19 protein-coding genes and 2 rRNA genes (1 of these 21 cut by a window edge) are annotated in these 22,509 nt (G+C 48.0%); 11 read left to right on the plus strand and 10 right to left on the minus strand.

The window, feature by feature from the left end; genetic code table 11:
- Positions 1 to 19: 19 nt before the first annotated feature.
- From moaA to F0U83_RS14970, 6 genes are read right to left on the minus strand one after another with little or no spacing between them, the layout of a single operon-like run.
- The gene (moaA, locus tag F0U83_RS14950; RefSeq protein ID WP_138989033.1) at positions 20 to 1,012 is read right to left on the minus strand and encodes a GTP 3',8-cyclase MoaA; all 993 of its coding nucleotides are present in this window, start codon (positions 1,010 to 1,012) and stop codon (positions 20 to 22) included.
- Positions 1,013 to 1,019: 7 nt separating this feature from the next.
- Positions 1,020 to 2,270: a bifunctional molybdopterin-guanine dinucleotide biosynthesis adaptor protein MobB/molybdopterin molybdotransferase MoeA gene (locus F0U83_RS14955; RefSeq protein ID WP_211343720.1), complete on the minus strand. Its 1,251-nt coding sequence runs from the start codon at positions 2,268 to 2,270 to the stop codon at positions 1,020 to 1,022.
- The gene (mobA, locus tag F0U83_RS17435; protein WP_211343721.1) at positions 2,270 to 3,358 is read right to left on the minus strand and encodes a molybdenum cofactor guanylyltransferase MobA; all 1,089 of its coding nucleotides are present in this window, start codon (positions 3,356 to 3,358) and stop codon (positions 2,270 to 2,272) included. Before mobA ends, F0U83_RS14955 begins: the two co-directional genes overlap by 1 nt.
- Positions 3,351 to 3,977 (minus strand): ABC transporter ATP-binding protein, encoded by a 627-nt coding sequence (locus F0U83_RS14960; protein WP_170221941.1) that lies wholly within the window; start codon positions 3,975 to 3,977, stop codon positions 3,351 to 3,353. The genes mobA and F0U83_RS14960 overlap by 8 nt, the downstream gene beginning before the upstream one ends.
- Positions 3,978 to 4,023: 46 nt before the next feature.
- Positions 4,024 to 4,728 carry an ABC transporter permease gene (locus F0U83_RS14965; RefSeq protein WP_138989035.1) on the minus strand — a complete coding sequence of 235 codons (705 nt, stop codon included), beginning with the start codon at positions 4,726 to 4,728 and terminating at the stop codon, positions 4,024 to 4,026.
- A gap of 5 nt (positions 4,729 to 4,733) precedes the next feature.
- Positions 4,734 to 5,543, minus strand: a complete 810-nt coding sequence (locus F0U83_RS14970; RefSeq protein WP_138989036.1) for an ABC transporter substrate-binding protein — start codon at positions 5,541 to 5,543, stop codon at positions 4,734 to 4,736.
- Positions 5,544 to 5,805: 262 nt separating this feature from the next.
- Here F0U83_RS14970 and F0U83_RS14975 point away from each other — a divergent pair, with 262 nt between their 5' ends.
- Together F0U83_RS14975 and F0U83_RS14980 are read left to right on the plus strand one after the other, a co-directional pair.
- Positions 5,806 to 7,191: a sigma-54-dependent transcriptional regulator gene (locus tag F0U83_RS14975; protein ID WP_138989037.1), complete on the plus strand. Its 1,386-nt coding sequence runs from the start codon at positions 5,806 to 5,808 to the stop codon at positions 7,189 to 7,191.
- A complete protein-coding gene (locus F0U83_RS14980; protein ID WP_170221943.1) occupies positions 7,175 to 9,310 on the plus strand; it encodes a sensor histidine kinase in 2,136 nt (711 codons plus the stop codon). The genes F0U83_RS14975 and F0U83_RS14980 overlap by 17 nt, the downstream gene beginning before the upstream one ends.
- Here the strand turns inward: F0U83_RS14980 and F0U83_RS14985 are convergent, their stop codons facing one another.
- On the minus strand, positions 9,311 to 10,213 hold the full coding sequence (locus tag F0U83_RS14985) for a helix-turn-helix transcriptional regulator (protein WP_170221945.1): 903 nt from the start codon (positions 10,211 to 10,213) through the stop codon (positions 9,311 to 9,313).
- Positions 10,206 to 11,045 carry a formate dehydrogenase accessory sulfurtransferase FdhD gene (gene fdhD / locus F0U83_RS14990; protein WP_138989039.1) on the minus strand — a complete coding sequence of 280 codons (840 nt, stop codon included), beginning with the start codon at positions 11,043 to 11,045 and terminating at the stop codon, positions 10,206 to 10,208. The genes F0U83_RS14985 and fdhD overlap by 8 nt, the downstream gene beginning before the upstream one ends.
- A 246-nt stretch (positions 11,046 to 11,291) precedes the next feature.
- Here fdhD and F0U83_RS14995 point away from each other — a divergent pair, with 246 nt between their 5' ends.
- The 9 genes from F0U83_RS14995 to F0U83_RS15035 all read left to right on the plus strand — a co-directional run bounded on the left by F0U83_RS14995 (position 11,292) and on the right by F0U83_RS15035 (position 20,538).
- Positions 11,292 to 11,738 carry a DUF3305 domain-containing protein gene (locus tag F0U83_RS14995; RefSeq protein WP_138989040.1) on the plus strand — a complete coding sequence of 149 codons (447 nt, stop codon included), beginning with the start codon at positions 11,292 to 11,294 and terminating at the stop codon, positions 11,736 to 11,738.
- The gene (locus F0U83_RS15000) at positions 11,728 to 12,279 is read left to right on the plus strand and encodes a DUF3306 domain-containing protein (RefSeq protein WP_170221947.1); all 552 of its coding nucleotides are present in this window, start codon (positions 11,728 to 11,730) and stop codon (positions 12,277 to 12,279) included. The genes F0U83_RS14995 and F0U83_RS15000 overlap by 11 nt, the downstream gene beginning before the upstream one ends.
- Before the next feature lie 212 nt (positions 12,280 to 12,491).
- Entirely contained in the window at positions 12,492 to 14,183 is a 1,692-nt protein-coding gene (locus tag F0U83_RS15005) for a 4Fe-4S binding protein (RefSeq protein ID WP_138989042.1), read from the plus strand.
- Between the two features lie 8 nt (positions 14,184 to 14,191).
- Positions 14,192 to 14,842: a TorD/DmsD family molecular chaperone gene (locus tag F0U83_RS15010; RefSeq protein WP_138989043.1), complete on the plus strand. Its 651-nt coding sequence runs from the start codon at positions 14,192 to 14,194 to the stop codon at positions 14,840 to 14,842.
- A gap of 5 nt (positions 14,843 to 14,847) precedes the next feature.
- The gene (locus tag F0U83_RS15015; protein ID WP_138989044.1) at positions 14,848 to 15,051 is read left to right on the plus strand and encodes a twin-arginine translocation signal domain-containing protein; all 204 of its coding nucleotides are present in this window, start codon (positions 14,848 to 14,850) and stop codon (positions 15,049 to 15,051) included.
- A gap of 19 nt (positions 15,052 to 15,070) precedes the next feature.
- Entirely contained in the window at positions 15,071 to 17,935 is a 2,865-nt protein-coding gene (locus tag F0U83_RS15020) for a formate dehydrogenase subunit alpha (protein ID WP_138989045.1), read from the plus strand.
- A 12-nt stretch (positions 17,936 to 17,947) separates the two neighbouring features.
- Positions 17,948 to 18,553 carry a formate dehydrogenase FDH3 subunit beta gene (fdh3B, locus tag F0U83_RS15025; protein WP_138989046.1) on the plus strand — a complete coding sequence of 202 codons (606 nt, stop codon included), beginning with the start codon at positions 17,948 to 17,950 and terminating at the stop codon, positions 18,551 to 18,553.
- 51 nt (positions 18,554 to 18,604) lie between these two features.
- Complete coding sequence (locus F0U83_RS15030; protein ID WP_138989047.1) at positions 18,605 to 19,570, plus strand: formate dehydrogenase subunit gamma; 966 nt, start codon at positions 18,605 to 18,607, stop codon at positions 19,568 to 19,570.
- A gap of 131 nt (positions 19,571 to 19,701) precedes the next feature.
- Positions 19,702 to 20,538, plus strand: coding sequence for an HDOD domain-containing protein (locus tag F0U83_RS15035; protein WP_138989048.1), 837 nt, complete (start codon positions 19,702 to 19,704; stop codon positions 20,536 to 20,538).
- Positions 20,539 to 20,583: 45 nt separating this feature from the next.
- On the opposite strand, the gene rrf is transcribed toward F0U83_RS15035, so the two are convergent.
- Both rrf and F0U83_RS15045 read right to left on the minus strand, forming a co-directional pair.
- Positions 20,584 to 20,699: ribosomal RNA gene (rrf, locus tag F0U83_RS15040) — 5S ribosomal RNA — on the minus strand.
- A 114-nt stretch (positions 20,700 to 20,813) separates the two neighbouring features.
- Positions 20,814 to 22,509, minus strand: a 23S ribosomal RNA gene (locus F0U83_RS15045) (it continues 1,194 nt past the right edge of the window).

A 22,509-nucleotide genomic window follows, 5' to 3' on the forward strand; every position in this document is an offset into this window, starting at 1 on the left:
GACACATTATGATAGCGGATCATCCGCCCGTTGTATTCATAAAGCGGACAATTTGCACACTGCCATCTGTGGTAAAGTGATGCTTCTCGGGTTTGTGGGTAATCGCTTCTCTGATGGTATGTTTGAGGCGCTCCAAATCACCGGGATAACGCCGCATTACCGCCTTTAGATCAACAGCATTTTCATTACCTAAGCAGAGTAACAGCTTACCTTCGACTGTGATGCGGATTCGATTACATTCGCCACAAAAGTTATGACTATGAGGCGAAATAAAGCCAATTCTTGTGCCTGAGTCGGCCATTTTCCAATAACGCGATGGCCCTCCTGTTGTCAGAGATGAAGGCATCAACGGGTAAACCTGCTGAATCATTGCTCGCACATCATCGCTAGAGCAATAGGTCGCTTCTCGATCATGCTCTGATATCTGGCCCAGTGGCATCTCTTCAATAAAAGAGATATCCAAGCCTCTCTCACGTGCAAAATCCACCAGCTCAATCACTTCATGATCGTTGCGGCCTTTGAGGATAACTGCATTCAACTTAATTCTCTCGAAACCCGCTGTTCTAGCAGCTTCGATTCCTTCCAACACTTGCTCCAACCGTCCTGTGCGGGTCAGCTCCTTAAACAACGGGGCATGCAATGTATCCAGACTAATATTAATTCGGTTAACTCCAGCAGCTCTCAGCGCTTGCGCATAGCGGACCAACTGCGAACCGTTTGTGGTAACACAAAAGTCGTTCAATCCAGGAAGGCTGCCCATGCGCTCAAATAAGCTCAATACCTCTTTGCGCACCAAAGGCTCTCCACCGGTGAGACGAATTTTGGTCACTCCCATTTCGGTCAATGCACGCGCGACCTGATGTATCTCCTCAAGGGATAAGACTTGCTGCCGAGGCAAAAAAGTCATCTCCTCATCCATGCAGTAGACACAACGAAAGTCACAGCGATCAGTCACTGACAGACGAACGTAAGTAATATGCCTTCCGAAAGGGTCGATCAACTGCTCAGTCATGAGTCTCTCACATCAAATCCGAAAAAGGTTGTATCAATACTGGCTCTCCGACATCAATCCGCTCAAATTCATCCGTAATTTCTATTAGGCAGTTCGCCATCACCATTGAGGTAAGAATGCCAGACCCCTGAGAACCTGTCGAACGAACCACCAGCTGCCCCGACTCGTTAATATGGTAAACGCCTCGGCTATAATCAGTCCTACCCAGACGGGACTTCAACGTTTCTTCTGCAATCGCTATCATACGATTCGGTTGCCATGCTGTTTGCCCCATCATTTTGCGCAATGCCGGCTGCACAAACTGCATAAACGTCACCATAACTGCCACCGGATTACCGGGAAGACCAAAGAAGGGTTTACCACCAACATCACCGAACGCTAAGGGACGGCCTGGGCGCATAGCGATGCGCCAAAAATCGACACGGCCTTCTTGTTTTAAAGCCGACTTAATATAGTCAGCCTCTCCCATAGACACGCCCCCGGAGGAAAGCATGATATCCGCAGAAGAGGCCGCCAGTGCTAATGCCTCTGACAAACTGCGCTGATCATCTTCTATAATACCTAAGTCAATGACTTCGCACCCTAAACGAGTCAACATACCGCGCAATGTAAAGCGATTGGTATCATAAATACCAAATTCTGGTAAGGCTTCTCCTTGATCAACTACTTCATCTCCCGTTGAGAAGATCGCCACCTTCACCGGCTTAAAAACCTCAACCGATGACAACCCCATCGATGCCAACAAACCTAACGCTTGGGGGCTCAGTAGAGAGCCTGATGGAAGACATAGACTTCCTCTGGGAATATCCTCACCAGCCAAGCGAACGTGCTGGCCTTTTTGTACACCACCCTGAATACTCAGCGCTGCGCCCTTAAGGCTCGCTGCTTCTTTAATAATGATAGTGTCAGCGCCTTCAGGAACTGGGGCGCCTGTCATAATGGCAACCGCTTCGCCTTGATTAAGCTTTTCAGGATAGCCTCGCCCAGCATACGCCTCTCCAACCAAACGCCACGAAACTGGTAGGGGATCGGTAAAAGCGATAGCATACCCATCCATAGCCGAGTTCGTATGAGGAGGGACATTAAACGGCGAATACTGGTCAGTGGCCAGAACTCTATCCATCGCCTTAGAAAGAGGGATACGTTCTGTTTTGGTCGCATTGGGCACTACATTCAGAATTCTATTGATACTCTCTTCTACCGGTAACATCTTTCCGGGGTTGGCAACAGCATCGAAGCAACTAATGACTTCTACCATTAGCGCGCGCTCACATAATTTAGTACAAACGCCAAGATGCTATCTACATCCCCCAGTGGCAATATCGGCAGTTGCGTATCTAGCGTATCTGTCTGATCAGTAGCGATTGCAATAACATTGGGATCATCCGGAAAAATCAGCGGTTTGCCTAGCGATGGCCGGTGTAACTCTATCTTGGGAATCGCTTCTCGCTTAAAACCTTCCACCAATACCAAGTCTAATTTTGCCAGATCCAACTTCCCTACCAAATCAGCCAACACGGGCTCTTCCGGTGTCTCCTTATCGACCATCAACGCCCAACGATTCGCAGAGGCAATCAACATTTGCTGCGCACCTGATTTTCTCAACTCGTAGCTATCTTTGCCGGGATGATCTACATCAAACTGATGATGCGCGTGCTTGATCACGGCTAAACGGACACCTTCATGACGCAGTGCTGGGATGAGTTTTTTAAGAAGTGTTGTTTTTCCTGTACCGCTCCAAGCCGAGAAGCCCAACAACCTAGGCATGGCAACAAGAGCGTCAAGATCATCTTTGCGATTAACATTCGCGAATGCATCAATACAATCTGAAAAATCCACTTCAGCAAACGTATGGCGCGCAAACCAGCGGTCAATTTTCCTTTCCCCGTCAGCCAACGATTGTTTCAAGTCATCTAGCAGTTCACGATGCAATAACGCCACGACTGGCTGCATCCGCTTACCATCATGGGCCACCGCAATCTGTGCATCGGCTGCGATTGCCCCTGCATACAACCTATCAATCGTATCAACTGGTAAACGTGGGCTGTCGCATGGAATAAATGCCACCCATGGTGTCTTCGCATGCTCAAGGCCCGTAGCCATACCCATCAATGGCCCCTGAAAACCCGGCTCTAAGTCCATGAGGACTGGCAAGCCCAAGGATTGATAAGCTTCCAAACTACGGTTGGCATTGATAAAACACTCTGCAACTTGCGAGGAGATTAGGTCGATGGCATGACGAATAAGTGGCTTACCTTCTAACTCGATCCAGCCTTTATCCGTGCCTCCCATTCTGCGTGACATGCCACCTGCCAGTACAACACCTGTGACCTCTTGATTAGGCATATTTCGAATACTCCGGATTTGCAAACACCTCTAGCAACTGGCCTGCTTTCAACTGAAGCTGCCTCTGGCACAATTGGGTCAATGAGGTTTTTTGGTGACTACTCAACATAATACAGCATTCCTGAGCACTTAAACTTGTCACCATCTCGGTTACAATTTTTATAGACTCGGCATCTAAATTCGCGGTCGGCTCATCAAGCATCAACATAGACGGCTCTAAAATAGCCGCCCTTGCCAACGCAAGACGCTGTTTTTCCCCGCCTGATAGCGTTCTTGCCTCTTGCATCGCTAACTGAGTTAAACCTGCCAACTCAAGTACCGCCTCCACCCGCTTATCAAGATCCCTTCGAGAAGAAAACTGATAACCCAACCCGAAACGAACATTATCGGAAACACTTCCAGAAAACACAAAAGGGGTTTGGTGTAGATAAATTACCTTATAATGGGGACGCTTCCACCAACTGCGGCTGTCGATACCATTAAGAATAATACTGCCACTGGAAGGTCTCTCTAAGCCAGCTAAAATTTTCATCAAGGTCGTTTTGCCAGCACCATTCTCTCCCTGCAAATGCAAGCTTTGCCCTGAGCCGATCTCTAAGCTTGGTATGGAAAACAGCATCCGTTCTCCATATTTTTTCGAAATTCCCTGAACTTGAATACGCATATTAGCTACTCACCAATTGCCCTCGACCACGAAAAGAGGCCAAAAAGAAGTTAAGCACCAAAGCAAGCAGGAGTAGCACGATCCCCAAAGCAACCCCTTGAGCGAATTCACCCTTACTGGTTTCTAATGCAATGGCGGTTGGGATATTACGCGTATAACTCATGATATTTCCGCCAACCATCATTGAGCAGCCTACCTCTGAAATGATCCGCCCGAATCCCACCACGAGTGTCGCTAACAACGCAAACTTAGCCTCACGTACCAACGCAATAAAACTTCGACCATGTGAAGCACCCAGTGTCCTTGCCGTTTCCCATGCTCGCTTATCTAAACTCTGAAACGCAGAGTGGCTCATGCAAACCAACACAGGAAAACACAAGAGAACCTGCCCTATGACCATAGCTGGCTGCGTAAATAGCAAATGAAGATCACCAAACGGCCCGCTTCTAGATAACATAAGATAAAGGCTTAACCCGACCACCACGGTAGGGACGGCCATGAGTGCGTGAAAAATCGTAATGACGACCCATCTACCAGGAAACCTAACCATGGCCAGCAAAAAGCCAAGTAAAACAGCAGGAAGAGCTGCGATACTCAGCGCCGTGAGAGAAACGCGACAAGAAACACCAATGATGTTCCAGAGCGCTTCATCTCCACTCACCAATAGCTTGATCGCATCCAAGCAGGTTACTAACAGAGGGTCCATCCGTATTACCGTGCTGCAGACGCTTTAAAAAGCGGCTTACCATTAATCTTAAAGGCATCAATCTGCTGTTGCCCTTCATCCGAGATTAGCCAGTCACGTAACGCTCTAGCCCCTTCGGTATTCAAGCCTTCATGTTTGGATGGGTTAACTAAAATAACCTGATAAGGGTTAAACAATCCCTCATCCCCTTCAACTAATAGTTGTAGCTGCAAACGCGATTCATAAGCTAACCATGTACCCCGATCGGTTAGCGTATATGCATTCAACTCGTCCGCCATCTGAAGCACTTTACCCATGCCTTGTCCCACTTCACGATAGTTTTCAAAGCGGTGATCTACACCCGCCGACTTCCATAGTCCTTTCTCTTTCTTATGCGTGCCAGAATCATCACCCCGAGAGATAAACAGACTGTTGCTATCAGCGATTTTCTTCATAGCATCAACAGCTGACTGGTTGCCTCTAATCTGAGCAGGGTCAGCTGCAGGGCCAATCAACACAAAATCGTTATACATTAAGCCTGTCGGCTCCACTCCAAACCCAGCATCAACAAATTTCTGTTCAGCGGCTGGCGCATGGGTCATCACTAAATCAACATCTCCAGCTTCACCCATACGCAGTGCCTTGCCCGTTCCAACCGCTATTACCTGAACTTTCAGATTATGCCTAGCTTCAAAGCTAGGTAATAACGCATCTAATAAGCCTGAGTTATAAGTGCTCGTCGTTGTTGCTAATCGCACGATTGATTCTTCTGCCTGGAGTGGCAGTGCACAGATAACCACCAAAGTAGCGAGGGCTCGAAATATCCAGTTTTTCATCATACATCCTAATTATTTGAAGTACTTTTTCACACATCACCGCCATTCACAGGCTTGCCGAAAGCAATGAGCTAAACAGTCACTACGTTCAGCAATATGAGTGCCAATCTATCTATTCCCACAATTACGCCTTATGGACAGGATGACCCAGCCTTGCAACTGAGTCATAATGACCCTCATTAATATTCATCTAGACAAATTGTCTCAACCATAAGAACCATTCGCTCTTATGCCGTCAGGTATAGACGCTTTAAGGAAAAACATGAATACCGAAGCACCGACAAACACGCCAGCTCAACCCGCCGTATCGGTATTAGTCGTCGATGATGAAAAGGGCATGTGTAGTTTTCTCCAAAAAGCACTCTCTAAAAGGTTCGCCCTGGTAGAAACAGCAGGCAGCGTGGAAGAGGCAGAAGCGTTACGCAAGCGCTGTCATTTCGATTTGTTAATAGTGGATATCAAACTTCCTGGCCGCTCCGGCATGGAGTGGCATGAAGCACTCGAGCCCTCCGAGAGGCGTAGTGATATCATTTTCATGACAGCTTATGCCGATTTGGAAACCGCTATTCAGGCACTTCGCGTTGGGGCATCAGACTTTATTCTCAAACCCTTTCGCTTAGAGCAGATGATGAATGCCGTCGAACGCTGCCTAGAGAGACGCAGCATGGCCCGAAAAAACTTTGTTTTGCAACGGGAAGTATCTAGCCGATTTCCTGTCAGCGGTATGATAGGTACGAGCCCAGCAATCCAACAAGTACTGGATGTTATCAAACGCGTAGCACCGACCCCCTCGGCCATTCTTATTGAGGGAGAATCTGGGACCGGCAAGGAACTGGTTGCCAGAATGCTCCACCAACACAGTTTAAGGAGTGGACCGTTTGTACCTGTTAACTGCGGGGCTATTTCTCCAGACCTACTCGAAGCAGAGCTTTTTGGACATACCAAAGGCGCGTTTACCGGAGCCAATAAGCCTAGGGATGGACTGTTCAATTACGCATCAGGTGGCACATTATTTCTGGATGAGATTGGTGAAATGCCGCTGCTCATGCAAGCCAAGCTGCTCCGCGCATTAGAGCAAAAGGCGGTACGCCCTGTAGGTAGTGAACAAGAGATGGCGGTTGACGTACGCATTGTGGCGGCTACCAATCGCCAACTAAAGGACGAAGTCGCTCAGAATAATTTCCGTGAAGATCTTTATTATCGTCTAAATGTGCTGAGTATTACATTACCGCCACTGCGCGACCGACAAGAAGATATTCCCCAACTGGTACACCACTTTTCCTCTAAACTATCTTTAGAGCTTGGGCTTCCAGCAATTCCCTTCAGCCACGATGACCTACATGCCATGCAGCAACATCTTTGGCCGGGTAATATCCGGGAGCTAAAGAACTTGATAGAGCGCTGCATTTTGCTTGGAAAACTACCTGCCGACTACCTACATGAGCAACAGAATCCGAAGCGTGAAGGGGGTCTTAACTATGAAGGCTGGCTGCTTGAAGAAGTCGAAAAGCATCACATTCTGAATACACTTAAGCAGGAAGGTGGTAATAAATCCTCGGCAGCACGAATCCTTGGCGTATCACGTAAAACATTGGATAGAAAGCTAACACTTTGGAATAGTGGAGATGAGAATGCTATCTCGCTTTGAAACGCTGCAGCATTCTCTTAAGTACAAACTGTTACTATTAACCGTTCTGCCTTTGTTGCTGACAGCATTAGGCTTTGCGGTCATGGCGGGTTATTGGACCACCAGCTACACCGACCGACAGCTTTATATGAAAGTCAGCGCCGATCTATCTGTTGCCCAGGGCACATTAAACATTCTACAAAGAGAACAGCTTGACTCACTTATCCAGCTAGCCAACGGCTATGAGTTTCGTACCAATCTACTCAAAGCCTACCGGCAAGGGGTTCAGAACCAGCTCCAAGAGGTGCGGCAAAGCCGTAAACTAGACTTTTTACGTTTTATCACAGCAGCACAACTGGAGGCCAGCGAAGAGGCAACTCTCCACCGACAGCGTGACACCTTAAAGAAAGGAGAGAGCATCACGGGGCTCAGCGTTCTCCCTGCAGATGAGTTGGAAAGTATCCAGTCCGGTCTTAGCCAACAGGCAAAAATATTATTAATCGACACGCCTTATGCCGAACTGACGGATAGGAGTATTGAAGACAGAGCGATGCTCTTGCGCACACTCTACCCTGTGTTCAATGATTTCAACCAACTAATAGGCATATTAGACGCTGGGGTTATCTTCAACCGAAATACCAATGTGGTCGATATGATTAGAGACCTTGTTTATGGACAAGGCTCGCTTCCGGAAGGGGGAATCGGCACCGTTACACTATTTCTAGATGATGTACGTATTAGCACTAACGTACCCCAATCAACACCGGAGGCCATTCTAGGAAAGACCTTATCCGTTAACGACAGGGCCATTGGCACACGCGTATCCCAAGCCGTAAAAGACCATGTGTTACGACAAGGTAACAAATGGCTCAATCGCGCCTTCGTGGTCAATGATTGGTATATCTCCGCATACCAACCCCTTCTCGACATAGATAATCAAAAGATCGGGATGATTTACACAGGCTTTAATGAAGCCCCTTTTAATCGTATTTATTTTAAGACGCTTATAGAGTCTTCAGTGATGATCGGCTTCATTATGCTATTCTCCGGTGCTTTAGTTTTCCAGAGAGGTCGCTTATTACTGCAACCACTGACCCAATTACATGATGCCGTTCAAGCTGTTCGGCGAGGAAACATGGAACAGCGTATAGGCTCGTTGGAAACCAGCGATGAACTAGCTGACCTTGCTATTGAGTTTGACAAAATGCTGGATCTGCTAGAAGAGCGCGACTATCAGATTCGCAAGGCAAATGACGAGCTTGAAGCCACCGTAGAGCAACGCACCCGCTCCTTAAAGCGAAGAACCGAAGCGTTAAAGCAACACATTAAACTACTAAAAAACACACGTCGGCAGCTCTTGGATAAGGAGAAACTGGCGGTTTTAGGAGAACTCACCGCCGGTATTGCCCATGAAATAAACAACCCCGCTGCAGTAATCCTAGGCAGTATAGACCTGCTAACAGATGAGTTAGGCGCAGCAGCAGAGCCAGCCCAAGCTGAAATAGACATGATCATCCAGCAGGTTTACCGTATCCGCTCATTAATCAATAACCTATTGCAATACAGCCGTCCCGGCACCTATGTCGATAGCCATGCAGTGCAAAATATTAATACCGTATGTGATGACACGTTACTTTTGGTCAGACACGCCTTAGATAAGCAACACGTCAGCGTAGATTTAGACTACCAAGCCACAACGCTTGTTGAATTTAACACCCAACAGATCCAGCAAGTATTGGTAAACTTAATCCTTAATGCGGCTCACGCAACACAAGGGCCCGGAAAGATTCTAGTAAGCACACAAGACTGGACTGAAGAAAACGAGACTAAAGGCGTCTGCATTTCCGTAACAGACTTCGGTCATGGAATATCCAACCATCATTTGAGGCAGGTATTCGACCCATTTTTTACGACTAAGGAGAGTGGAACCGGTCTTGGCCTATCCGTCAGCCATGGCATTATCCAACGCCATAGCGGAAAATTTAATGTTCAGTCAAAAGAGGGACAAGGCTCCTGCTTCACGATATGCCTACCCGAGCACTATACACCTACCAACTCACAAGATGACAGCGTCAGTGAACTACTCGATGGGCTAGCCCAGGCCGAACGTACCAATCGCCGCGCCATTAGAGGCGCTTAACTACTCAGCACACCAGATCAATTTGCCACACTGACTTAAGTTATACCCCTCTAAGCGCTGCGCCAGAGCAATCCCCTCAGGGCTTTGCACATACTCAAACAGCTGTTGCACCAAACGCCGAAAATACACTTTTCTGGGAATGACCAAGTCAAAGCTTTCTTCACAAACTTCTATAAAGTCCAACCCAAACTCTTTAGCAGCACTATAAGTACCCGGGCCAATATCCGCCTCCCCTTTAGCAATTAAAGAAGCGACTTCACGCTCAGAAAAGGCCACCTGGGTTTGGCTCAGCTGCCCCATCGGGTACCCCTGCTTAGCAAGCCACTCGCCTAAAAATCGCTGCGACCCTGCACCCTCCTGACGGATAACCCAACGGGTTTGAAACAACAAAGCCTCTTTCGGATCTTGATAACGTTCATAATCAACATGGCGAACAATCAAACCCTGCTGACGTTTAAAAAGGTGCACCAGCAACCAATCTTTGGAGGCGCTGTATTGTTGCAACAAAGCAGGATGACGAACCCCACTTTCTTCCGCTCTCCCCCAATGAATAGCACAAGCGTCTGAACTCCCTTGCGCTAATAACTCAAGACCTAATTTAGTACCTGTAACAGTATAAGAGAACACTGCTTGCGTCTTTAGCCGCTGAGTCAAACGGTTAGCTGTTGCCTGTAGTAAAGGATCATCGCTACCGGAAATGATCAGCCGATCAGCCATCAACCCTCCGTGAGCAGTATCCAGCAACCAACGATCCACTAATGCTCTGGGAAATAACCACTTGCCAGTTGCCTTAGTAGCAGGAATTCCACCCTCAGCAGCTAACGCATACACCTTCTTTTCATTTAGGTGGAGATATTCCGCAAGTTGGCGAACATTCATAAAAGGCGGTAACGGATCACTCACTCCTCTCTCCTTGCGCATCTAGAATTATGTTCTTCTCCCCACTAAACACCAAAAAATGCCGCCCTTTAGCCCTCCCGAGCATTGTGATACCTAACTCTCTTGCCAATGCCAACCCCATTTGCGTCACCCCTGAACGTGATAACAAGATAGGGATTCCTATTTGGGCGACTTTTATTACCATTTCAGATGTTAATCGCCCCGTGGTGTAGAACACCTTGTCTTGTGCTGATATATCCTCCAACCACATACGCCCTGCCAATGTATCAACCGCATTGTGGCGACCTACATCTTCCACAAAAGCAATAACCTGCTCCCCCTCACAAATCGCGCAGCCATGAACTGCACCGGCATTTCGATAAGTGTCATTGCGGCGACTCAACGCCCCGAGAAGACTATAAAGCGTACTTTGGCGTAGTGAAGAAGATGGCAAACGGATCTGAGCCAACTTATCCATAACACTCCCAAACATCGTTCCCTGACCACATCCGGTGGTGACCGTACGCTGCTTCAAGCGCTCCTCCAAATCATCAGGGTCGGCATCTGTAACAACAGCAGCAGCTTCTACTTCCCAATCCACCTGTATCGCTCTTACGGTAGACAGGTGTTGAATAAACCCCTGATTTCGTAAATAGCCCAACACTAATGCTTCAGGATCCGCCCCCAATGTCATGAGTGTCACAATCTCACGCTTATTGAGGTAAATCGTCAGCGGCCTTTCACACGCAACATGTATTTCACGGGACGCTCCCGTTTCATCATAGACGCTGACCGCTTCAGTAAGTGGTGCGCTAGCATGGCTAAGTTGAATCATCGAATCTTTCTGCTGGCTCATAAAACGAATCTCCACCGAAATCGGTAGACCATGAGCAAGATCCATACCCATACCGGTTTATCAGGCTTAGGGGACAGTCACCATCCACGCATGGGACAAAATGTCCCAATAATTGAGATATTTCTTCCCAATAGCGCGACTTTACATCCCTCCCAACTTGAAAACATGGGGTTCTTAGAAGCATGGCGCAAAGCTTGCTAACGATTACTACGCAATCATATTGAGTAATACCATTAAGGAGTGCCGATGACATTCGCCAAAACAAGCGACCGCTGGCCCATGCAGCTAAAGCTAAAGTCTGAAATGGTGATGACAGGTCAATGGGAAAGCCCACGATGGAGCCTGGATGATTTGCTTCCAGGTGGGGCGCCCCAATCAGGCTATGACTACATAACGTTAGAGTTACATAAAGACCAGCGTAGCGCTTATCGATTCAACTTAAACTCGACAGCTCCCTGCCTCTTTCTACTTTGTAATGAAGATGAAACAGATAACCAGCTAACCCCTCTTCATTTAACCGCTAGCCAAGATGAAGCCTCATCCTACATGGATGGAGAACATCAAGTGATGTCATTCCCGATGCCACCGGCCGTGCAGTGCTGGATAGAAAGCTATCTAGGCCTGCATGGCGAACTCATCGAAATGGGGCGCAAGAAAAAACGGAAAGGTGGAGGACGTAGCAGTGGCAACTGATGAATCATTTTTGGGTCGCTGGTCTCGGCTAAAACGAACAGAACAAAGCCACGCCAATGCACCAGACTCCTCTCAAGAGGCAACGGTAACAGAGCCGACTTCAGAGCCCTTAACAACCGCGGCCACACACCCTGAAATAGACTCCGATAGAGAAGCATTAACCGATGCAGACATGCCTGACATAGAAAGCCTCGATCAGGATTCAAATTTTGCTCAGTTTTTATCGGAAGGAGTCAGCGACGCGATACGCCAACAAGCCCTACGCAAACTGTTTCACTTGCCCGAATTTAATCTACGAGATGGCTTAAATGACTACGATGGTGACTTCAGTCAGATCCCGTCCATGACAGCCGAGGTCGCTAAGCAAATTCGCAACTGGGTCAACAAGCATCAAGATGAGCTTGAAGAGGCCATACAAGATCATCCTTCTGAAGAAGAGTCAGATATTCGACCTAACCAAGCACAGCCCGAAGATACTCAACCTCAAACAGCAAATCAGAGTGTTGATGAAGATCTTGGCGAAGCCGACCTAATGGGATAACGCGATGAATTGTCCCAGTTTTTTAGGGACATTAAGACAAATTGTCCCGACACAAACCCCAATAGCCAATTAGTGGCCGACTCTACACCACTTCTAATGCTTTTTTTTCTAACACTCATGGATCGGCAGTTGCTTATTACATAGAACAACGCTGCATAAGACAGCGATAAATAATCAACTGTTCGCACCTAAGACGAACAGAGAATAATAAAATGACAAGAACGCAAGATAATAACGAGCATAAAAATGCGCTAGCAAAGCAAAGTGCGCTTTCAGAGGTCATCTTCCAGCATGACTTAGCAGCTACGCACGTTGCCTATGATTCCCATGGTCACCTGCTTCTCATAGGTCCTGAGGATTTGGTTCGTCTCGCCGCCTGCCAACTGAAAGAGATGGCAAGTTTAACCTTACTCATCAGCGAACCCGTTCAAGCAGCCGACCAGTCAGGACTAGAGGAAGCACTAGAAAAAACACAAGCACTGCCGACATTTTTTAGTAAGTTGTTAAGTGTTGGCGGCTATATGGGACAATTCAACGTGCTAGTCGAGGTTGATGGAGCCCCTGCTGAGCTTTCTCAACTTGCACTTAAACGAACCTCTTTTGATTTGATATTGGATCTGGGGCGTTCCGCTTTTTTGCAGAGCGAGCTACTACCGGCAGGATATTTTCATATAGCGCCCAACGCTTCCCACTTAGGAGAGCTGCTCACGGAGCTGCCCGGTTACTTGGGAACCTTTGAAAAGCCAAAATATTTCAGCGTCAACAATGATATTTGCGCGCACTCGTCCAGAGGACAAACAGGTTGCACCCGTTGTTTAGATGTTTGCCCAGCAGACGCAATTAAATCGATCAAACAACTGATCACGATTGATCCGTACCTGTGTCATGGAGCAGGTGGATGTACGACGGCATGTCCGACAGGCGCTATACACTACATGATGCCGAAACCCGCTTACTTGATCGACTATTTATCACGATTATTGAATAGCTATCGTCTAGCGGGAGGGCAACAACCGGTCTTTCTGTTTCACGACCATCAAGAAGGTAAATCTGCGATCAGCGCTTGGGCTGATAAGTTACCTAGCAATATTATCCCCATTGAGCTTGAAGAGCTTGCCGCTGCAGGTATGGAGATTTGGCTAGGCACCCTTGCGATGGGAGCAAGCCACCTGGTTCTTCTGGATACAGCGCAGATTCCTGAAAGCATGAAGCAACTGCTCAATGAGCAGGTTCAGCTGGCACACACCATTCTGCATGGTTTGCAGCAGGATACGCGACGACTTACCCTTATTTCACCTGATGACTTACATACGCTCACAGAGCTCAACGAAGTCTTAAGCTATTATCAAGATTCACCTGCTTATCCATTGACCCCACAAACGGCCAAAAGGGATACGCTGTTTGCGGCAATCGACTTTTTAGCCAAGCATGTAGAGTCCCCCTCAGAAACGATTACCATGCCGGCAAACGCCCCCTTTGGGGAAGTGATGTTAGACACGGATCGCTGCACGCTATGCATGTCTTGTGTAGCGGTTTGCCCAACCTCCGCACTAACCGATGGCGGTGATAAACCTGCGATCAAATTTACCGAGCAGAGCTGCGTGCAATGCTCTCTATGTAAGAACAGCTGCCCCGAGAATGCAATCAGCCTGCGACCTCGCTTATTGCTCACAGAGCAACGCAACGCCCAACAGATTCTGTTAAGCGAAGAACCTTTTAACTGCATCTCCTGCGGTAAAGGCTTCGCGCCGGAGCGAACGGTTAACAAAATGATCGAGAAACTCAGTGAGCACAGATTCTTTCAAGGCGAAGCACTGAATCGTTTAAAAATGTGCGAGGACTGCAGAGTCAGGGATATTTTTTCTGACCTCAGTAGCCATCCTGAAAAACAATTGGAACTGTGAGGTTAGATATGGAGATGATTAACCTAACCCCCGCCTTACAGGAACACGACCAACTCAGAGCAGACATCTATGCTCTGCTAGGTAATTTATTGCGTAGCGCACCCTCAGCAGAAACGCTGGAGTGGCTGAGCACATTAACTCCTGATAACGATGATTCTGGCTCTATGGCTGACGCTTGGTCGGCTCTCGCCTTGACCGCAAACTACGCTACTGAAGCCTCAATAGCTGATGAATACCAAGATCTTTTTATCGGTGTTGGACGTGGAGAATTAATGCCTTTCGGCTGCTGGTATCTAACAGGCTCCCTGATGGAGAAGCCCTTGGTACAGCTACGTAATGACCTTACCCAACTAGGCTATGTCCGCCAACCCGACGTCTATGAACCAGAAGATCATATTGCAGCGCTGTGTGAAGTCATGAGCCTTATGATCCTCAATCATCATGGATATTCACAGCAACACACATTTTGGCAACGCCATATTGCGCCTTGGGCCAGAAAGTTTTTCTCAGATCTACAACATGCAAAGCGGGCCGTTTTCTACAGCCCGATTGGGCTTCTTGGTGAGCACTTCGTTCAAAAAGAGGCCGATTACTTTCAGCAACTATCACCAGCCGAGCTAACCACAGTTTCGGCTAGTCACAATAAAAATTCGGGGTAACCGCTATGAGCCGTCAGAAGCAGACCGATATAGAAAGACGCGATTTTCTTAAAACACTAGGCATGGCAGGTGTCGCTACCGCAGGTGCTGCATTGGCCGGCCAAGCACAAGCAGCTTCGGCTGAAGTGCCAGAAAACGAGGCCACTCAAAGCAGCGGCTACCAGGAAACCCCCCATGTGCGTAGTTACTACGACACACTGCGTAAGTAGCAGATAGAGGAGATTGACCATGCGGTTAACAAAACGATCAGATAAGACTCAATCATCATCTGCCAACACACTTGGGTTGAGCCGTCGTAAGTTTTTGAAAAATACCGGCATCACAACCGGAGGCTTAGCCGCCGCAGGCTTTATGGCTCCTGGCATGATGAAAAAAGCGGAAGCCGCCAAAACAGCACCCCATGGTGCCCCGGTAGAAGTGAAACGCACCATCTGCTCCCATTGCTCAGTCGGCTGTGGCATTTATGCAGAAGTACAGAATGGCGTTTGGACAGGCCAAGAGCCCGCGTTTGACCACCCGTTCAATCTAGGAGGCCATTGCGCTAAAGGAGCTGCTCTGCGTGAGCATGGCCATGGTGACCGCCGCCTGAAATATCCTATGAAGCTGGTGAACGGCAAGTGGCAGAAAGTAAGCTGGGATCAAGCGATCGATGAGATCGGCGATCAAATGCTCAAAATTCGCGAGCAATCAGGGCCGGATTCTGTTTACTGGCTAGGCTCTGCAAAATTCAGTAACGAACAGGCCTACCTATTCCGAAAATACGCAGCGTTATGGGGCACCAATAACGTCGATCACCAAGCGCGTATTTGCCACTCCACAACGGTCGCAGGTGTAGCTAACACTTGGGGCTATGGCGCGATGACAAACTCCTTTAACGATATCCACAACTGTAAATCGATCATTCTTATCGGCTCCAACCCAGCCGAAGCCCACCCCGTTTCATTGCAACATATATTCCGCGCTAAAGAGCGTAACAAAGCACATATCATCTGTGTTGACCCTCGTTTTACCCGAACCGCCGCTCATGCAAACGAGTTCATCCGCATACGCCCAGGCTCTGATGTTGCCTTCATTTGGGGCCTTTTATGGCATATTTTCGCCAATGGCTGGGAAGACAAGGAGTTTATTAAACAACGTGTTTATGGCATGGATGAAGTCAAGGCCGAAGTCGCCAATTGGCCTCCTGCTGAGGTTGAAAGCGTAACGGGTGTATCAGAAGAACAGATGCGTCGTGCCGCCAAAGAGTTGGCAGAAAATCGCCCGGGCACTGTTATTTGGTGTATGGGCGGAACACAACACACCACCGGTAACAACAACACTCGCGCATACTGTATTTTGATGCTCGCGCTAGGCAATATGGGTAAAGCGGGTGGCGGTACTAATATTTTCCGTGGCCATGACAACGTCCAAGGCGCTACCGACCTAGGTGTCCTATCTCATACTCTACCAGGTTATTACGGTCTCTCCGATGGGGCTTGGAAGCACTGGTCAAAAGTTTGGGATCTAGATTTCGATTGGGTTCAGAGCCGCTTTGATCAGACTATCTATCGCAAGTTGAAGCCGATGAACAACGCGGGTATACCCGTCTCTCGCTGGGTAGATGGCGTCCTAGAACAAACAGACCGTATGGACCAAAAGGACAACATTCGCGCCATGGTATATTGGGGGCACGCGGTAAACTCTCAGACCCGTGGCGTAGAGATGAAAAAAGCGATGGAAAAGCTAGATCTCATGGTCATTGTCGACCCCTACCCAACTCATGCGGCGGTAATGCACGATAAAAAGGATGGGGTATATTTGTTACCCGCCACCACACAATTTGAAACTTACGGATCAGTTACCGCATCCAATCGTTCCATGCAGTGGCGAGATAAAATCGTCGAACCTCTTTTCGAATCCAAGCCTGATCATGTGATCATGTATAAATTCGCCAAAAAACTTGGCTTCGATAATCAACTCTTCAAGAATATCGAAGTAAAAGGTGACGAGCCTGTTATTGAAGATATCACGCGTGAATTTAACAAAGGCATGTGGACTATTGGCTATACAGGTCAAAGCCCTGAACGTTTAAAACTACATCAGCAAAACTGGCACACCTTTAATGACACAACCTTAAAAGGAGAAGGCGGCCCACTTAATAACGAGTACTACGGTATGCCTTGGCCTTGTTGGGGAACGCCAGAAATGGGACACCCAGGTACGCCGATTCTTTATGATACCAGCAAGCCTGTAGCAGAAGGCGGCTTAACCTTCCGAGCTCGTTTTGGTGTAGAACGTGACGGGGTCTCACTTTTAGCGAACGGCTCTTTCAGTAAAGGCTCTGAAATCAAAGATGGCTATCCAGAATTTAATGACGCCTTGCTGAAAAAACTAGGCTGGTGGGATGATCTGACAACCGAAGAAAAAGCAGCAGCAGAAGGTAAAAACTGGAAAACCGATCTTTCAGGTGGCATCCAGCGCGTTGCCATTAAACATGGCTGTGCTCCTTTTGGTAATGCAAAAGCGCGTGCCGTTGTTTGGACCTTCCCAGATAAAGTACCACTTCACCGTGAGCCATTGTACTCAAGCCGTCGCGACCTCGTATCAAAATACCCGACATGGGACGATGCGGAATCCATGTACCGTCTGCCAACACTTTATAAGTCCATTCAGGACAAAGATGTCTCTAATGAATACCCCATGACACTAACCTCTGGCCGATTAGTTGAGTATGAAGGTGGTGGTGAGGAAACACGCTCAAACCCTTGGTTGGCAGAACTACAGCAGGAAATGTTTGTTGAAGTGAATCCAGCTGATGCGAACACGATCGGATTCAAAGATGGTGAAGACGTTTGGGTGACCGGCGCCGAAGGCGGACGCATAAAAGTTAAAGCGCTTGTAACCCGTAGAGTAGATCCTGGCGTCGCTTTCTTACCTTTCCACTTCGGAGGAAAATTCCAAGGTAAGGATTTGACAGATAAGTATCCTGAGGGAGCTGCACCCTACGTAGTTGGTGAGGCAGCAAACACAGCCATGACCTATGGCTATGACCCAGTAACCAATATGCAAGAAACAAAAGTCTCTCTTTGCAAAATTGAAAAAGCGACAGCTTAAGGAGAACAGACCATGGCTAATATGAAATTTCTCTGTGACTCCAAACGCTGCATCGAATGTAACGGTTGTGTCACTGCGTGTAAAAACGAAAACGAAGTAGAGTGGGGAATAAACCGTCGCCGCGTTGTTACCATCAACGATGGCGAACCGGGTGAAACGTCTATCTCAGTTGCCTGTATGCACTGCTCAGATGCCCCCTGTATGGCGGTATGCCCAACTGACTGCTTCTACCGCACTGACGACGGTATTGTCCTACACAATAAGGACATATGTATCGGATGCGGCTACTGCCTCTACGCATGCCCATTCGGAGCACCTCAGTTCCCCAGCAGCGCAGCCTTTGGTGAACGCGGCAAAATGGACAAATGTACTTTCTGTGCAGGAGGCCCAGAAGAGGATCACAGCCCAGAAGAAAAAGCAAAATATGGTGCAAACCGTATCGCTGAAGGAAAGCTACCCATGTGTGCAGAGCTTTGCTCAACCAAAGCACTGCTAGCGGGTGATGCAAACGAAGTTTCAGACATTTTCCGTGAACGTGTTATCTATCGGGGACATAACGATGGAGCATGGGCAGCTGAAGATGAACTGGCATACGACGCCAGCCAACCTAAAGCTTGATACACAAGCGGCTGCTCAGGTTATGGGCAGTCGCATAGTCTGGTAATTTCTATGCATGTATATAAAAATCTACTGACGCGCTCCTTCGCGGTTTTTATTTTCCTGATTGCTCTTGTACAACCGCTACAAGCAGCGACGCCATCGGACCCCAATGTCGCGGGTTTCGCAGGAGCCGAATACTGGGACGTCGTCCGTAAAGGTAATGAAGGTAAAACTCAAGTACAAGGTGCAGAAGCAGGCAGCCTTATCAATGTACAAGGTGAGTACTGGCGCTACTGGCGTAATGAGTGGATCACCCCTGCTGGCGCTATTGCTCTGGGCGGAACTCTAGGCCTGCTGGCAATTTTTTACCTAATAGTCGGCCAAAAGAAGCTTGATCACCCACGTACAGGAAAAAAAATTGAGCGCTGGAAACGGCTTGATCGCGCAAATCACTGGACTGTTGCCATTCTATTCATCATTTTAGGCATTAGCGGCTTGAGCCTTTTATACGGGAAGTTTTTTCTCAGGGAGCTAATGGGCGACAGTATCTGGTCTGTTTATATTATGCTCTGTAAACAAGTGCATAATTATCTCGGCCCTCTCTTTGCCGTTGGCTTACTCTTCATGATTGTTCGTTGGATGAAACATAATTTTTTCAATCGTGTTGATCTCAACTGGTTCTTAAAAGGAGGTGGTATTATAGGGAACAACCACCCTAGCGCAGGCTATATGAACGGTGGAGAAAAAGTCTGGTTTTGGCTTTTAACCTTTGTTGGTATTGCTGTTTGCGCAAGCGGCCTCGTTTTAGATTTTCCAAATTTCGGGCAATTCAGAGAAACCATGCAATGGGCCAATATTATCCATGCTGCTGGCTCTTTACTGCTTCTCGCCGCCTCTTTAGGTCACATATATATTGGTACGCTAGGTACTGAGGGGGCTTTAGAAGGTATGAAAACGGGATACGTAGATGAAACATGGGCAAAACAGCATCATGACCTATGGTATAACGACATTAAAGATAAACCAGAAAATTAACTTCATCACTTAACACCTCACCCAGTGTTAAGCTTCAACTTTTGCCGACTCTACGTCGGCTTTTTTGTTTTTTACTCTGCAAAAAAATTAGACTGCACTATGCTTAGATGAGTTTTCTAGGTAGATAAAATATGTCAAATAAGCTTCTTAAACTAAAGTTCGCTATACCTCCTCGCCCTGAAGTGCTGCTACGATTAAGCACTATCGTTGAGCAGCACGATCCTGACATTGATCTTGTTATTTCTATTATCAGAGAAGACCCTGGCCTATACTCCATGGTTTTATCTACGGTTAATGCGCCATGCTTTGGCCTAAGACGTACCATAACGTCCCTATCCCATTCAGTTATGCTTCTCGGGCTGCCCAGATTATTCAAACTAATTAAACTAGCACTCATCAAAAGCACCTTAAGAAATAATATCTCGATGGAACGATTTTGGGATACTGCATCGGAAGTTGCCCTTATCATCCATGACTTAACACAGAAATATACCGATCTAGACCCTGATGTCGCCTACTCCATTGGTATGCTGCATGACTCGGGCATCCCCTTAATTATGCAAATAGACAAAGATTACAAAGATATTTTGCGTATGGCTAATAGCCACTCTCAGATGGAGCTCACTAAGATAGAACAAGAAAGGTACGGAATAGACCATTTCTCATTGGGCGCACGCCTCGTCAAAGAGTGGAAAATGCCGCCAGATATTTACAACACAATAGAGCTACAAGCCAGCTTCCCTGAAGTGATTAAAATTAATAAAGAGAGGGCTGACGACTGCTTAATGTACCTCGCTCTATTATCAGTGGCCAAAGATATCAGCCAAAGCTACCGCCACTATTGGCGTTTAGAAAAAAATGAGCTGATTCCCCAAGCTATTCTGATAAGTATTGAATATATCGGTTTATGCGATTACGACTACATGGACTTGAAGGAAGAATTCTTAGCAAAGTTGAACAATGCCTAAAAGCAAAAACCCCGGCTACAGCGTAACCGGGGTTCTCTAAAAGGCGCTTGGCAATGACCTACTCTCACATGGGGAGACCCCACACTACCATCGGCGCTAAGTCGTTTCACTACTGAGTTCGGGATGGGATCAGGTGGGGCCAACTCGCTATGGTCGCCAAGCATAAACTGTCACAATACGGATTCGATGAATAACAACCTGTCTCTAACACAAGCCCTATGGGACTCTATCTTCTTTACGTCAACTCTGTCTCTTCCACACGCCTTTGGCGTTATATGGTCAAGCCTCACGAGCAATTAGTACTGGTTAGCTCAACGCCTCACAACGCTTCCACACCCAGCCTATCAACGTCTTAGTCTTAAACGGCTCTTTAGGGGGCTCAAGGCCCCAGCGAGATCTCATCTTGAAGGGGGCTTCCCGCTTAGATGCTTTCAGCGGTTATCCCGTCCGAACGTAGCTACCCGGCAATGCCACTGGCGTGACAACCGGAACACCAGAGGTTCGTTCACTCCGGTCCTCTCGTACTAGGAGCAACTCTTCTCAAATCTCAAACGCCCACGGCAGATAGGGACCGAACTGTCTCACGACGTTCTAAACCCAGCTCGCGTACCACTTTAAATGGCGAACAGCCATACCCTTGGGACCGGCTTCAGCCCCAGGATGTGATGAGCCGACATCGAGGTGCCAAACTCCCCCGTCGATGTGAACTCTTGGGAGGAATCAGCCTGTTATCCCCGGAGTACCTTTTATCCGTTGAGCGATGGCCCTTCCATACAGAACCACCGGATCACTAGCACCTACTTTCGTACCTGCTCGACGTGTCTGTCTCGCAGTTAAGCACCCTTATGCGCTTGCACTCATTGGCTGATTTCCGACCAGCCTGAGGGTACCTTCGTGCTCCTCCGTTACTCTTTGGGAGGAGACCGCCCCAGTCAAACTACCCACCACACAATGTCCTCGATCCGGATTACGGACCTGAGTTAGAACCTCAACAGTACCAGGCTGGTATTTCAAGATTGGCTCCACGCATACTGGCGTACACGCTTCAAAGCCTCCCAGCTATCCTACACAAGTAATGTCAAAGTCCACTGTGAAGCTATAGTAAAGGTTCACGGGGTCTTTCCGTCTAGCCGCGGGTACGCTGCATCTTCACAGCGAGTTCAATTTCACTGAGTCTCGGGTGGAGACAGTGTGGCCATCGTTACGCCATTCGTGCAGGTCGGAACTTACCCGACAAGGAATTTCGCTACCTTAGGACCGTTATAGTTACGGCCGCCGTTTACCGGGGCTTCGATCAAGAGCTTCGCCGAAGCTAACCCCATCAATTAACCTTCCGGCACCGGGCAGGCGTCACACCCTATACGTCCACTTTCGTGTTTGCAGAGTGCTATGTTTTTAATAAACAGTCGCAGCCACCTGGTATCTTCGACCACCAACAGCTTACGGAGTAAATCCGATCACCATCAGCGGCGTGCCTTCTCCCGAAGTTACGGCACCATTTTGCCTAGTTCCTTCACCCGAGTTCTCTCAAACGCCTTAGTATTCTCTACCTGACCACCTGTGTCGGTTTGGGGTACGGTTCTTTATAACCTGAAGCTTAGAAGCTTTTCCTGGAAGCATGGCATCAACTACTTCACTCCACATGGGAGCTCGTCATCAGTTCTCAGTCTTAAAAGGACCCGGATTTGCCTAAGTCCTAAACCTACTACCTTAAACGCGGACAACCAACGCCGCGCTAGCCTAGCCTTCTCCGTCCCTCCATCGCAGTTATAAAAAGTACGGGAATATTAACCCGTTTCCCATCGACTACGCATCTCTGCCTCGCCTTAGGGGCCGACTCACCCTGCCTCGAATAGCGTTGGACAGGAACCCTTGGTCTTCCGGCGGGGAGGTTTTTCACCTCCCTTATCGTTACTCATGTCAGCATTCGCACTTCTGATACCTCCACGGTGCCTCCCGGCTTCCGCTTCA

Origin of the sequence: Neptunomonas concharum (genome assembly GCF_008630635.1) — a bacterium.
GTDB classification, from domain to species: Bacteria; Pseudomonadota; Gammaproteobacteria; order Pseudomonadales; family Balneatricaceae; genus Neptunomonas; species Neptunomonas concharum.